This is a genomic window from Geodermatophilus marinus, from assembly GCF_003428645.1.
GTDB lineage: Bacteria > Actinomycetota > Actinomycetes > Mycobacteriales > Geodermatophilaceae > Geodermatophilus.
On the sequence record NZ_QVQH01000005.1, the window covers coordinates 35,023 to 48,369 of the forward strand.

The 13,347-nt window shown below is 74.9% G+C and carries 11 protein-coding genes; 9 read left to right on the forward strand and 2 right to left on the reverse strand.

The features are described 5' to 3' along the window. Positions 1-22: 22 nt before the first annotated feature. Both D0Z06_RS07355 and D0Z06_RS07360 read left to right on the forward strand, forming a co-directional pair. On the forward strand, positions 23-2,491 hold the full coding sequence (locus tag D0Z06_RS07355; protein WP_117376734.1) for a GcvT family protein: 2,469 nt from the start codon (positions 23-25) through the stop codon (positions 2,489-2,491). Positions 2,492-2,584: 93 nt separating this feature from the next. Beyond that, positions 2,585-3,106, forward strand: coding sequence for a dihydropteroate synthase (locus tag D0Z06_RS07360; protein WP_117376735.1), 522 nt, complete (start codon positions 2,585-2,587; stop codon positions 3,104-3,106). Positions 3,107-3,177: 71 nt separating this feature from the next. Here D0Z06_RS07360 and D0Z06_RS07365 read toward each other — a convergent pair whose 3' ends face one another. Next, on the reverse strand, positions 3,178-3,846 hold the full coding sequence (locus tag D0Z06_RS07365; RefSeq protein ID WP_199522187.1) for a GntR family transcriptional regulator: 669 nt from the start codon (positions 3,844-3,846) through the stop codon (positions 3,178-3,180). Between the two features lie 132 nt (positions 3,847-3,978). Here D0Z06_RS07365 and D0Z06_RS07370 point away from each other — a divergent pair, with 132 nt between their 5' ends. From D0Z06_RS07370 to D0Z06_RS07380, 3 genes are all read left to right on the forward strand, one after another. After that, positions 3,979-5,352, forward strand: coding sequence for an L-serine ammonia-lyase (locus D0Z06_RS07370; RefSeq protein WP_117376737.1), 1,374 nt, complete (start codon positions 3,979-3,981; stop codon positions 5,350-5,352). Between the two features lie 10 nt (positions 5,353-5,362). Then, complete coding sequence (gene purU, locus D0Z06_RS07375) at positions 5,363-6,211, forward strand: formyltetrahydrofolate deformylase (protein WP_117376738.1); 849 nt, start codon at positions 5,363-5,365, stop codon at positions 6,209-6,211. A 108-nt stretch (positions 6,212-6,319) separates the two neighbouring features. Further along, on the forward strand, positions 6,320-7,576 hold the full coding sequence (locus D0Z06_RS07380) for a M23 family metallopeptidase (RefSeq protein ID WP_117376739.1): 1,257 nt from the start codon (positions 6,320-6,322) through the stop codon (positions 7,574-7,576). Positions 7,577-7,657: 81 nt separating this feature from the next. Here D0Z06_RS07380 and D0Z06_RS07385 read toward each other — a convergent pair whose 3' ends face one another. Then, the gene (locus D0Z06_RS07385; protein WP_158579905.1) at positions 7,658-8,245 is read right to left on the reverse strand and encodes a TetR/AcrR family transcriptional regulator; all 588 of its coding nucleotides are present in this window, start codon (positions 8,243-8,245) and stop codon (positions 7,658-7,660) included. Between the two features lie 102 nt (positions 8,246-8,347). On the opposite strand from D0Z06_RS07385, the gene D0Z06_RS07390 reads away from it, so the two are divergent. The 4 genes from D0Z06_RS07390 to D0Z06_RS07405 all read left to right on the forward strand — a co-directional run bounded on the left by D0Z06_RS07390 (position 8,348) and on the right by D0Z06_RS07405 (position 13,333). Further along, complete coding sequence (locus D0Z06_RS07390; RefSeq protein ID WP_117376741.1) at positions 8,348-9,622, forward strand: flavin-containing monooxygenase; 1,275 nt, start codon at positions 8,348-8,350, stop codon at positions 9,620-9,622. Positions 9,623-9,638: 16 nt separating this feature from the next. Then, positions 9,639-10,592, forward strand: coding sequence for an NAD-dependent epimerase/dehydratase family protein (locus D0Z06_RS07395; protein WP_117376742.1), 954 nt, complete (start codon positions 9,639-9,641; stop codon positions 10,590-10,592). A 30-nt stretch (positions 10,593-10,622) separates the two neighbouring features. Further along, positions 10,623-12,266 (forward strand): AMP-binding protein, encoded by a 1,644-nt coding sequence (locus D0Z06_RS07400; protein WP_117376743.1) that lies wholly within the window; start codon positions 10,623-10,625, stop codon positions 12,264-12,266. A 125-nt stretch (positions 12,267-12,391) separates the two neighbouring features. Further along, positions 12,392-13,333, forward strand: a complete 942-nt coding sequence (locus tag D0Z06_RS07405; RefSeq protein ID WP_117376744.1) for an NAD(P)-dependent oxidoreductase — start codon at positions 12,392-12,394, stop codon at positions 13,331-13,333. Positions 13,334-13,347: the final 14 nt, after the last annotated feature.

Below are 13,347 nucleotides of genomic sequence, written 5' to 3' on the forward strand. Positions count from 1 at the left end.
CCGGCACGTCAGGAGCAGAGCAATGTCCACCACCCCTCGAGTGGTCATCATCGGAGCGGGGATCGTCGGCGCCAACCTGGCCGACGAGCTGACCGCCCGCGGCTGGGACCGCGTCACCGTGGTCGACCAGGGCCCCCTCCCGCTGACCGGGGGCTCCAGCTCGCACGCGCCGGGGCTGGTCTTCCAGACCAACCCCTCCAAGACGATGACGGCCTTCGCCCGCTACACGGTCGAGAAGTTCCTGGACCTCGACGTCGACGGCGCCTGGTGCTTCAACCAGGTCGGCGGCCTCGAGGTCGCCACCACGCCGGAGCGGCTCGCCGACCTGCACCGCAAGCAGGGCTGGGCCACCTCCTGGGGCGTCGAGGCCCAGGTGGTCGACGTGGACGAGTGCGTGCGGCTGCACCCGCTGGTCGACCGCGACCGCATCCTCGGCGGTCTGCACATCCCCAGCGACGGCCTGGCCAAGGCGTCGCGCGCGGTCGTCGCGCTGGCCCGCCGCGCGGAGGCGCGGGGTGCGGTCTTCCAGGGCTCGACCCGGGTGACCGGCATCGAGCAGACCGGCGGCCGGGTGACCGGCGTCCGGACCCCGGACGGCGTCATCCCCGCCGACGTCGTGGTCTCCTGCGCCGGCTTCTGGGGGCAGGAGCTCGGCGCGATGGTGGGGATGGACGTCCCCCTCCTGCCGCTGGCCCACCAGTTCGTCTGGACCGGCCAGGTGCCCGACCTGGTCGGCCGCAACGACGAGCTGAGCGAGGCGAGCCTGCCGATCCTGCGCCACCAGGACCAGGACCTCTACTACCGGGAACGCGCCGACCGCCTCGGCATCGGCTCCTACGCCCACCGGCCGATGCCGGTCGACCTGCGCGAGCTGCCCCAGGGGGACGGCGTCCACGAGTCGTCGATGCCCTCGATGCTGCCCTTCACCGAGGAGGACTTCGCCCCGGCGTGGGAGCAGAGCCGGCTGCTGCTGCCGTCGCTGCGCTCCTCCAAGATCGACAACGGCTTCAACGGCATCTTCTCGTTCACCCCGGACGGCGGGCCGCTGATCGGGGAGTCGCGGGACGTGGCCGGCTTCTGGATCGCCGAGGCGGTCTGGGTGACCCACTCGGCGGGGGTGGCCCGGTCGGTGGCCCAGCTGCTCGTCGACGGCCGCTCGGACGTCGACCTGCACGGCTGCGACGTGCACCGCTTCGAGGACGTCCAGCTCGCGCCGGAGTACGTCAGCGAGACCTCCCAGCAGAACTTCGTGGAGGTCTACGACGTGCTCCACCCGCTGGAGCCGCGGCTGTCGCCGCGCGACCTGCGGGTCAGCCCCTTCCACGCCCGGCAGCAGGAACTCGGCGCGGTCTTCCTCGAGGCCGCCGGCTGGGAGCGGCCGCACTGGTACGAGGCCAACGCCGCGCTGGTCGACGAGCTGCCCGCGGAGTGGGTGCCGCCGGGGCGCGACGCGTGGGCGGGGCGGTTCTGGTCCCCGATCGCGGCGGCAGAGGCGTGGAAGACCCGCACCGCCGTGGCCATGTACGACATGACGCCGCTCAAGCGGCTCGAGGTCAGCGGACCCGGCGCCCTCGCACTCCTGCAGCGGCTGACGACCGGGGAGATGGACAAGTCCGTCGGGTCGGTGACCTACACGCTCGCCCTCGACGAGGCCGGCGGCATCCGCAGCGACCTCACCGTGGCCCGGCTGGGGGAGCAGCTGTTCCAGGTCGGCGCCAACGGGCCCCTCGACCACGACCTCCTGCTGCGCGAGGCGCCGGACGACGGCAGCGTGCAGGTCCGGGACGTCACCGGCGCCACCTGCTGCATCGGGCTGTGGGGTCCGCGCGCCCGCGACCTGGTGCAGCGGGTCAGCGCCGACGACTTCACCAACGAGGGCTTGCGGTACTTCCGCGCCAAGCGGGCCCGGATCGGCGGCGTGCCGGTCACGGCGATGCGGCTGTCCTACGTCGGCGAGCTCGGCTGGGAGCTCTACACGAGCGCCGACAACGGCCGGCGGCTGTGGGACGTGCTGTGGCGTGCCGGCCAGGACCTCGGGGTGGTCGCGGCGGGCCGGGCCGCCTTCAACAGCCTGCGGCTGGAGAAGGGCTACCGCGCCTGGGGCCATGACATGACCACCGAGCACGACCCCTACGAGGCCGGCCTCGGCTTCGCCGTCCGCAGGCAGAAGGAGGCCGACTTCGTGGGGCGGCAGGCCGTCGCCGGACGGGGGGACGACACGGTGAGCCGCCGGCTGTCCTGCCTGACGATCGACGACGGCCGGAGCGTCGTCCTCGGCCACGAGCCGGTGTTCGTGGACGGCCGACCGGCCGGCTACGTGACCAGCGCGGCCTTCGGGCACACCGTCGGCCGGCCCATCGCCTACGCCTGGCTGCCGGCCTCGGCGACCGTGGGCACGGGTGTCGAGATCGAGTACTTCGGCACCCGGGTCCGCGCCACCGTCGCCGCCGAGCCGCTCGTCGACCCGGGCATGACCCGGCTCCGCGGCTGAACGAGGACCCGTCCTCCGCACCGCTCGCAGGCTCGCGGCGAGCCCTTGGACGGGGCCGGTCGCGACCCGCCCCGCACAGATCGGAGCAGTCAGATGACCGGCACGGCGTTGGCCGCCCGCCCGCCCGTGGGCACGCGGACCGCGACGCACCCCCTCGGCCGGGTCCTCCGCGCAGGTCGGCCCCTGGTCTGCGGCATCCTCAACGTGACCCCCGACTCCTTCTCCGACGGCGGGCGCTACTGCCGCTCCGACCGGGCCGTGGAGCACGGGCTCACCCTGGCCGCCGAGGGTGCCGACATCATCGACGTCGGCGGGGAGTCGACCCGGCCCGGCTCGCGCCCGCCGACCACGGCCGAGGAACTGGCGCGCGTCGTCCCGGTGGTCGAGGCCCTCGCGCCGCGGGTCCCCGTGCCGTTGTCCGTGGACACCTCGCGGCCCGAGGTCATGCGGGCCGCCGTCGCGGCCGGGGCGAGCATGGTCAACGACGTCCGGGCGCTGCGGTCGCCGGGCGCCCTGGTGGCCGCCGCCCAGCGGGGTGCCGCGGTGCTGCGGGTGCACGACGTCGCGGCCACGAGGGACGTCCTGACGGTGCTCGACGCCGTCGGCCCGGTGTGAGGAAGGCCCCCTCCGCCCCCCACCGGCGCCGGCAGAGGGGCCGACGAGCGATGAGCCGGACGCCGGTTCCCCTAGATCACCTCGCGGATCGCCCGCTCGAAGCCCAGGACGTGCTCGCGGGCGAGGTCGTCGGCCCGATCGGCATCGCCGGCGGCGATCGCGCGGAGCAGGTCCACGTGCTCCCGGACGTGCTCGTCGACCGTGGGCAGCCGGTCGAGGAACAGGCAGAAGATCCGGGTCGCCAGGTTGTCGTAGCGGATCAGGACGTCCTCGAGGTGGGGGTTGCCCGCGGCCCGGTAGATGGACCGGTGCACCGCGAGGTCCCAGCGCATCAGCTCGGTCCGGTCGATCCGGCCGACGTCCAGGTGCTGGATGCGCGAGGCGAGGTCCTCGAGCTCGGCGCGCGCCGTGCGGACGGCCCGCTCGGCGGCACGGCGGGCGGCCAGCGGCTCGAGCTGGGCGCGGATGTCGGAGATGTGCGCCAGGTCGGAGATGTCCATCCCGGTCGCGAAGGTCCCCCGCCGCGGGTAGGACACCACGAGCCGGTCGCCCTCCAGGCGCTTCAGCGCCTCGCGGACCGGGGTCCGGCCCACCCCGAGGTCCTGGGCCAGGTCGTCGTCGTCGATCGGATCGCCCGGCCGGATGTCGAGCATGATGAGCCGATCCCGGATCGCCACGTAGGCCTTGTCCGCCAGGGACGCGGCAGCGGACGGGTCGAGGTCCAGGGGCGCAGCGCTCACGACCAGATCGTAGAGGTTGGCGGCCACCGGACCTTGCCTCGTCAGAGGGATCGACATACCGTCACACTACATCTGATATACCAGCTGTGTACCTAGCTTCGCAGTGGGTGCGGCGGGGAGAGGGAGGCACGGGTGACCATCAGCGCCTTCGACCTGTTCAAGGTCGGGATCGGCCCGTCGAGCTCGCACACCGTCGGCCCGATGCGGGCGGCCTGCGCCTTCGCGTCCCGGCTCCGCGACGAGGGCCGGTTGGACCGGGTCGCCGGAGTGCGCTGCGAGCTGTTCGGGTCGCTGGGGGCGACCGGGCACGGGCACGGCAGCGTGCCGGCGGTCGTCCTCGGCCTCGAGGGGGAGCAGCCGGACCTCGTCGACCCGGTGGCGGCCGGGCCACGGGTAGACGCCGTCCGCCGGGAGGGCGAACTGGCCCTGGTCGGCGAGCACGTCATCGCCTTCTCGGTGGACGACGACGTCGTGCTGCACCGGCGCAGGCGGCTGGCGTTCCACAGCAACGGCATGCTCTTCCGGGCCCTGGACGCGGCGGGCGACGAGGTCGACCGGCGCGAGTACTACTCGGTGGGTGGTGGCTTCGTCCTCGACGAGGACGACGCCGGGAACCCCGCCATCGTCGAGGACCCCACGCCCGTGCGGTATCCCTTCCGCACCGGCGAGGAGCTGCTCGCGCGCACCCGGGAGACCGGGCTGCGGATCAGCGACGTGATGCTGGCCAACGAGCTGGCCTGGCGCAGCGAGGACGCAGTCCGCGCCGGCCTGCTGCACATCTGGTCTGTGATGCAGGAGTGCGTGGAGCGCGGCACCCGCACCACCGGCGTCCTGCCCGGAGGGCTCAAGGTCCGTCGGCGCGCGGCCGCGTTGCGGGCCCAGCTGGAGGCCCACCCGGACGAGGCCGACCCGCTGCGCGCGATGGAGTGGGTCACCCTCTACGCCCTCGCGGTCAACGAGGAGAACGCGGCCGGCGGGCGGGTGGTCACCGCCCCGACGAACGGCGCGGCCGGGATCGTGCCGGCCGTCCTGCACTACTACCGCGACTTCGTGGGCTCGTGCTCCGCGGACGGGGTGGTGCGGTTCCTGCTCACCGCCGCCGCGGTCGGCCTGCTGTTCAAGGAGAACGCCTCGATCTCCGGGGCGGAGGTCGGCTGCCAGGGCGAGGTCGGCTCGGCCTGCTCCATGGCCGCCGCCGGCCTGGCCGAGGTCCTCGGCGGCACGCCGGAGCAGGTGGAGAACGCCGCCGAGATCGGCATCGAGCACAACCTCGGGCTCACCTGCGACCCGGTCGGCGGGCTGGTGCAGATCCCCTGCATCGAGCGCAACGCCGTCGGCTCGGTGAAGGCGATCACCGCGGCGCGCATGGCCGTCCGCGGCGACGGCCGGCACCACGTCCCGCTCGACAAGGCGATCAAGACGATGCGCGAGACCGGTGCGGACATGAAGGACAAGTACAAGGAGACCGCCCGGGGCGGGCTGGCGCTCAACATCGTCGAGTGCTGAGGAGGCACCCGTGTCCCACCCGTTCACCCTCACGCTCAGCTGCCAGGAGCGCCCGGGCATCGTGCACGCGGTCAGCTCGTTCCTGTTCGGGCACGGCTGCGACATCGTCGAGCACCAGCAGTTCGACGACGCCGTCCGCGGCCAGCTCTTCCTGCGCACCGCCTTCGTCTGCGCCGAGGACACCGACTGCGAGCGCCTGTCGGCGGGTTTCCGCGCCGTGGCCGACGAGTTCGGCATGAGCTACCAGGTCAGCGGCGACCGGCCGCAGCGCGTGCTCGTCATGGTGTCGAAGCTCGGGCACTGCCTCAACGACCTGGTCTTCCGCTGGCGGGCCGGCAGCCTCGGCGCCGACCTCGTCGCCGTGGTGTCCAACCACGAGGACCTGCGCCCGATGGCGGAAGCGGCCGGGCTGCCGTTCGTCCACGTCCCGGTGACCCCGGCGACAAAGCGGGCGGCCGAGGCGCGGCTGCTCGAGCTGGTCGACGAGCACCGGGCCGACCTCGTCGTCCTCGCGCGGTACATGCAGGTGCTCTCCGACGAGACGTGCGCCGCCCTGCACGGCCGGGCGATCAACATCCACCACTCGTTCCTGCCGGGCTTCAAGGGCGCCAAGCCCTACCACCAGGCCTTCGACCGGGGCGTGAAGCTGGTCGGCGCGACCGCGCACTACGTCACCCCCGACCTGGACGAGGGGCCGATCATCGAGCAGGAGGTCATCCGCATCGACCACACCCACGACCCGCGCGCGCTCGCCACGGTCGGCCAGGACGCCGAGGCGCTGGCGCTGTCGCGCGCCGTCCGGTGGCACAGCGAGCGGCGGGTGCTGCTCAACGGGCACAGCACGGTCGTCTTCCGCTGACCCGGCCGCCCCCGCCCCGAGCCGGCCGGACGGCCCGGCCGGGGGTGGGCGGGGGCGGGCCCGGCGTCGCGGTGTAGCGTTCGCGTCCCGGTCTGTCGAGGAGCGGCCATGTGGACACCCTCGGTCACCTCACGGCGCCGCACCTCCCCGGTGACCGGGATCGTGCTGGCCGCGGTGCTGCTGGGGGCCTGCGCGTCGGGTCCCCGAGCCCCGGAGGTGGTCGGGACCGCACCGGCCGCTGCCGGTCCGGCCGGCGTGTCCTACACCCCGCTCGTGCCGACGGTGCTGTCCACACCGAGGTGGTTCGAGGGCAGCGACGGCACGGTCCGGATCGTCCACGAGCTGCAGCTGCTCAACGCCTTCCCGGCGCCGGTCACGGTGACCGCGGTCGAGGTCGGACCGCCCGGTGGGCCGCCCCTGGCGAGCCTGACCGGAGCCGACCTGTCCGCGGCCACGTCGCTCATGACCTCGGGGGGTGAGCCCGCCACGACGGTCCCGCCGTCGGCTGCCGGCGTCGTCTGGCTCGACCTCCCCGTGCCCGGTGGTCCGTCCGCGGTCCCCGAGCGGCTGCAGCACACGGTCACCGTGTCCGTCCCACCCGAGCTGCCGGTGCCCGGCACGATCACCTACACCGGTGCGGCGGTCGAGGTCGACCGCCGGGCGCCGGTCGGCCTCGGGCCCCCGCTGGTCGGCCCGGGCTGGGTCGCCGTGGGCAGCTGCTGCGACGGCCCCCACCGCCGGGCCCTGCAGCCGATCAACGGGCACCTGACCCTGGCCCAGCGCTTCGCCGTCGACTGGAACGGGGTGGACGCCGACGGGCGGATGGCGACCGGGCCGGTCGACCGGAACGAGAGCTGGGTCTTCCACGGCGCGCCGGTCCTGTCGGTCGCCGACGCGACGGTCGTCGTGGCCGTCGACGGGTATGCCGACCAGGTCCCGGACGCGCCGGCGCCGGTGGGCCTGGAGGAGGCCGACGGCAACCACGTCGTGCTCGACCTGGGGGACGGCCGCTACGCGCTGTACGCCCACCTCGCCCCGGGCAGCGTGACGGTCGAGCCGGGGGACCGGGTCTGCCGCGGCCAGCAGATCGGCCGGCTGGGCAACTCGGGGAGCTCGAGCGGCCCGCACCTGCACTTCCACGTGGCGACCGGTCCGACGCTCGACGCCGACGGGCTGCCCTACGTCTTCGACCAGTTCACCCTCACCGGCCGGTTCCCCGTCCTGGACGACCGCGTCGCGCAGCTGGTCGCGGAAGGGGCGCCCGTCCCGATCGATTCCGTCGAGCCGGGCGTCCACCGCCACCAGCTGCCGCTCGGCCGCGACGTCGTGACCTTCCCGCCGCAGAGGCCCGCCCCCTGCCGGTAGGCCCGGCGGGCCGACCCCGCGGCCGCCCGCGGCGGTGCGACCGGCGCCCGCGGCGGTGCGACCGGCGCCCGCGGCGGTGGGTCACGCGCCGATGCCCTCCAGGAGCATCGACCAGAAGCGGTCGGCCACCTCGTCGGTGGAGAGCGGGCCGCCGCGGTCGAACCACTGGTAGGTCCAGTTCACCAGCGACAGCACGGCGAGGCCGGCCAGCCCGGGGTCCACGTCCCCGAACTCACCGGCCTCCTTGCCGGCGGCGATGACGTCCACGACCATCTGCCGGTAGCGGGAGCGCTGGACCGCCACCGACATGCGGGCCTCGAGGGGCAGCTCCCGGTAGCTCTCGAAGAAGATCCGCAGGTAGCCCGGGTGCGAGTCCATCAACCCGATGACGTCCCGCATCATGGCCCGCAGCTCCTCCCGCGGTCCGCGCCCACCCGCGCCCTGCCGGTCCAGGTGGCGGCCGATGACGACGGCCATCAGCGTCCCGTGCAGCTCGACCAGGAGTTCGTCCTTGCTGCGGAAGTAGTGGTAGAGCGACGCCTTGCGGATCCCCGTCCCGTCGGCGATCGCCTGCATCGTGGTCTCGTGGTACCCGAGCCGGTCGAAGAGTTCGGTCGCAACCTCGAGGATCTGGGCCCGCCGCGGTCTCACGGCTCCGTCGCTGGTCACGGCCGCGCAGATTACCAGCGAGTTGACAGCCCGAATGGCGCCGACCTAGCCTTCCGACCGGCCGGTAGGAATCCTCGGGCCACCGAGCGATGAGGATCTGCAGTGAAGGTGTGCATCGTGGGCGCGGGCGCCTCCGGCGTGACCGTCGCCAAGAGCCTCCGGCAGCGGGGTGTGGCCTTCGACTGGTTCGAGAAGGGCTCGGCGCTCGGCGGCCTCTGGCGCTACGACAACGACAGCGACACCTCCTCGGCCTACCGCTCGCTGCAGATCGACACCAGCTCGCGCAGCCTCGCCTACCCGGACTTCCCCGTGCCCCGCGAGTGGCCGGCGTACCTCCGCGCGCGCCAGGTGCTGGAGTACCTGGAGCGCTACGCGGCCGAGTTCGGTGTCGCCGACGCGCTGCAGACCTCCACCGAGGTCACCTCGGTGGAGCCCGCGGGCAGCCGGTGGTCGGTGACGACGGACCGGTACGGCACCCGCGGGTACGACGCCGTCGTCGTCGCCAACGGGCACCTGAGCGTGCCGCGGCGCCCGCGGTTCCCGGGCACGTTCAGCGGCCAGGAGCTGCACTCCCACGACTACCGGACGCCGGAGCCGTTCAGCGGCAGGAGCGTGGTCGTGGTCGGGATGGGCAACTCCGGCTGCGACATCGCCGTCGACCTCGCGCGGGTCGCCGGTCAGGTGCACCTCTCGACGCGCCGCAGCGCGTGGATCCTCCCCAAGTACCTCCTCGGCGTGCCGACCGACCGCTGGTCGGCCTTCCTCACGCGCCGCCTGCGGCTGCCCACCCCGGTCGCCCGGAACCTGGTGGCGTCGCTGGCACGCCTGGCCGTCGGGCCGCAGGAGCGGTTCGGCGTGCCGAGGCCCGCGCACGCCGTCCACCGCGAGCACGCCACGATCGGCCAGGAGCTGCTGCAGTACGTCGCCTACGACTGGATCCGGGTGCGGCCCGACATCGCCTCGCTGGACGGGGACCGGGTGCGCTTCACCGACGGCACGAGCACGACCGCCGACGTCGTCCTCTACGCGACCGGGTACGACCCGTCGTTCCCCTTCCTCCCCGCCGACCTGGTGGCGCGGGCCGAGCACGGCGGGCGGCTGTACCGCCGCATCGTGCACCCCGACGCCCCCGGCCTGTACTTCGCCGGCCTGGTGCAGCCGGTCGGCCCGACGATCCCGCTGGTCGAGGTCCAGGGCCGGTGGCTGGCCCGGGTGCTGACCGGGGACGTCGTGCTGCCCGGCCGGGACGCGATGGCGCAGGAGATCGCGGCGCACCGCCGCTGGGTGCGGGCGACCTTCGTCGGTTCGGAGCGCTACCGCCTCGAGGTCGACTTCCGCACCTACGCCGGCCAGCTCCGGCGCGACATGTCCGTCTGAGGTCCGAGGAGGGGACGTGCGGGTGCTCGTCACCGGTGGCACCGGGATCATCGGCAGCCTGAGCGGCCGCAAGCTCGCCGACCGGGGTCACCGGGTCCGGCTGCTCGACCTCGCCCCCGATCCGGTCGCGGTGGCGCGCAACGGCGGAGGGGACGGCGTCGAGGTCGTGGCGGGTGACGTGCTCTCCTTCGGGGACGTCGGCGCCGCGGCGCGGGACGTCGACGTGGTCGTGCACCTGGCCTACAGCCTCGGCGAGGCCACGAACCGGCGCCCCTACGCCGCCACGCAGCTCAACGTCCAGGGGACCGCGACGGTGCTCGAGGCGGCACGGCTGTTCGGCGTGCACCGCGTGGTGCTCGCCAGCTCCATCGCCGTCTACGGATCCGACGGGGCCTACGCCCCGGCGGAGCTCCCGCTCACCGAGGACGCCGCCACCCGCCTCGCCCCGGGCATGCCGCTGTACGGCGCCGGGAAGCTCTACCTGGAGCAGCTCGCCCGGGTGTACCGCACGACCCACGGCCTGCTGGGCGTCGGGATCCGGCCGAGCCCCGTCTACGGACCGGGGGGTGTGCGCGGGGTGTCGGGCTGGCTCTCCCGGGTCATCGAGGGGGCCGCCACAGGGCGGACCGTCACGGTCGACCGCGGCGATGCGCGGATCAGCCTGGTCCACGTCGAGGACGTCGCCGAGCAGCTCGTCCGGCTGGTCGAGCTCGACGCGACGGCGTTCACCGACCGCCACTTCTTCAACACCGGAGGCGATGCCACCACGGTGCGGGAGCTCGCCGCGCTGGTCCGGGAGATCGTGCCGGAGGCCCGTCTCGAGGTCACCTCGGACGGGCAGCCGGACGTCGCGGGACTGGCCACCCGGGTCAGCGGCCGGGCCCTGGCCGACCTGGTCGGCTACCAGCGCCGCTACGACCTCGAGTCGGGCCTGCGCGCCCACATCGCGGCCGCGCGGGCGACGGCCTGAGGGCCGGCCGGCACCAGGGGAGGGGCGACCATGGGCACGCAGGCACGCCGGTCGGGACGGCCGCGGGACCTGCCCGACCTCCTGGGCCGACTCGTGCGGCAGGACCCCGACGCGGTGGTGGCGCTGGACAAGGGGCCCGACGGGGGCACGGTGCCGGTGACCCGTCGCGAGCTGTGGCAGCGCGTCGGCGCCCTGGCCCGGGACCTGGGTGCGGCCGGTGTGGGCGCGGGGGACTGCGTGGCCGTGTGGCTGCCGAATTGGAGCGACGCGCTGGCGTGGCAGTTCGCCGCCGCCGCCCGCTCGGCCCACGTGGTCGGGATCAACACGCGCTACAACGTCGGCGAGGTCGCCCACGTCCTCGGCCGGGCCCGGCCGCGGCTCGTGGCGCTGCCGCAGGACTTCCACGGGCTGGACCTGGTGGGACGCCTGCGGGAGGCGGTCGCGCACGCCCCGTGGCCGGCGCCGGGGGTCGCGCTGGTGCCCGGTCCGGGCCGGGGGCGGCCGGATCCCGCGGCGGTCGCCGCTGCCGACGTCGGCGGCGGAGCCTGGACGCCGAGCCGCACCGCGGCACCCCCCGCGCTCCCCGACCCGGACCCGGGCGCGCTGGCCGTCGCCTTCACCACGTCGGGGTCCACCGGCATGCCGAAGCTGGCCGCGCACACGGCCGCCGGCGTCCTGTCGCACGCCGTCGCGGACGCGGCCGTGCTCGGCATCGGCCCCGGCGAGCACGTGCTGTGCGCGCTGCCGCTGTCCGGCACGTTCGGCCACACCCTGGCGATGGCGGCGCTCGCCGCGGGCGGGGTGTGCGTGCTGGAACCGGTGTTCGACCCCGCGGCCGTCCTGGACGACATGGCCGCGCACGCGGTGACCCACGTGGCGTCCGGCGACGACCTGGTGGCCCGGCTCGCCGAGGCCTGGCAGGAGCACCCGCGGGACCTCTCCTCCTGGCGCTGGTGGGGCGCCGCGGACTTCCAGGGCCGCGTGGGGGAACTGGCGGCGTGGGCGGCCGAGACCTTCGGGACGACCACCTGCGGGGTCTACGGCTCCTCGGAGCTGTTCGCCCTGACGGCCGTCCGGCCGCTCGACGAGCCGGCTCCCGGTCGCTGGCTGGGCGGCGGCAGGGTGGTGCACGAGGGCATCGAGGTCCGCGTCGCGGACCCGGTGACCGGTGCGGTGCTGCCGCACGGGCGGGAGGGCGAGCTGCAGTTCCGCGGCCCCAACGTGGTCGACGCCTACCTCGGTGACGCAGCAGTGGCCGGGCGGTCGTCCACCGCCGACGGCTGGTTCCGCTCGGGTGACCTGGGGCTGCAGACCGCCGTGGACGCGTTCGCGTACGTCGTCCGGATGGGCGACGCCCTGCGCCTGCGCGGGTTCCTCGTCGACCCCGCCGAGATCGAGCAGCGCCTGGTCGCGCACCCCGACGTCGGGATCGCCAAGGTGGTGGGGGTCCAGGACGCCGACGGTGCGACCGCGGCGGTGGGGTTCGTCCAGGCCGCGGGGGGCCGTGCCCCGGACCCGGCCGAGCTGCGCCGGTGGTGCGCGTCGGCGCTGGCGGGGTTCAAGGTGCCCGCTGCGGTGCACGTGCTCGAGGCGATGCCCACCACCAGCGGCACGAACGGCACCAAGATCCGCGCCGACGTCCTCCGGGAGTGGGCGCAGCGGCTCTCCGGCTGACGGTCGGGACCGGGGTCCCCCCGAGCCGACCGGGCCGGTCCTCGGCAAGGTGTACGGGAGCCGGCCGGTCGAGGAGCCGGATGCCGGCCCCCCGTGCCGCGGGGGGCGCGAGGGAGGAATCCGACGTGAAGCTGCTGCTGCCCGACTCGGTCCCGCTGTCCCCGGACCTGCCCGAGGGCGTCCGGGCGGTCGGCTACGACGCCGGCGCACCGGTGCCCGACGAGCACCGGGACGCCGAGGCGCTGGTGGTGTGGGGCAGCTCCGAGGACGACCTCGCCGCGGTCGCCGGGCGGATGCCGCGGTTGCGCTGGGTGCAGACCCTGGCGGCGGGGCCGGACGCGGTGCTCGCGGCGGGCTTCCCGGAGGGCGTCGTCCTCACCTCGGGAGCCGGGCTGCACAACCGGACGGTCACCGAGCACGCGCTGGCCCTGGTGCTCGCGCTGGTGCGCCGGCTGCCCGCGGCCGGGCGGGCGCAGGCCGCGCACCGCTGGGCCGGGGAGCTCGGGGGGCTCCAGCCGCTGCACCCCGAGGGTGCGGTGACCACCCTCATCGACGCCCGGGTGCTGGTCTGGGGCTTCGGGTCGATCGGCCAGACCCTCGCGCCGGTGCTGCGCGCGCTCGGCGCCCGGGTGCGGGGCGTGGCGCGCAGCGCGGGGGAGCGGGCGGGGTTCCCCGTCGCCGCCGAGGCCGACCTGGAGCGCGAGCTCGCCGGCACCGACGTGCTGGTCATGATCCTGCCCGCGGCCGCCGGCACCCGGCACGCCCTGGACGCCCGCCGCCTCGGCGCGCTGCCGGCGCACGCCCTCGTGGTCAACGTCGGCCGCGGCTCCACCGTCGACGAGGCGGCGCTCACCGCCGCCCTGGCCGAGGGCCGCCTCGCCGGCGCGGCGCTCGACGTGACCGGGGCCGAGCCGCTGCCGCCGGACTCCCCGCTGTGGGACGCGCCGGGCCTCCTCCTCACCCCGCACGCCGCAGGGGGCCGGCCGGTCGGCGCCGACGAGCTGATCGCCGCGAACGCCGCGGCGCTGCTGGCCGGCCGGCGGCTGCGCAACGTCGTGGAGCGCTGAGCAGCCCGGACGCG

Coding starts and splice junctions, on each gene's coding strand:
- D0Z06_RS07355 (WP_117376734.1), top strand. CDS start 23: ATGTCCACCACCCCTCGAGTGGTCATCATCGGAGCGGGGATCGTCGGC.
- D0Z06_RS07360 (WP_117376735.1), top strand. CDS start 2,585: ATGACCGGCACGGCGTTGGCCGCCCGCCCGCCCGTGGGCACGCGGACC.
- D0Z06_RS07380 (WP_117376739.1), top strand. CDS start 6,320: ATGTGGACACCCTCGGTCACCTCACGGCGCCGCACCTCCCCGGTGACC.
- D0Z06_RS07400 (WP_117376743.1), top strand. CDS start 10,623: ATGGGCACGCAGGCACGCCGGTCGGGACGGCCGCGGGACCTGCCCGAC.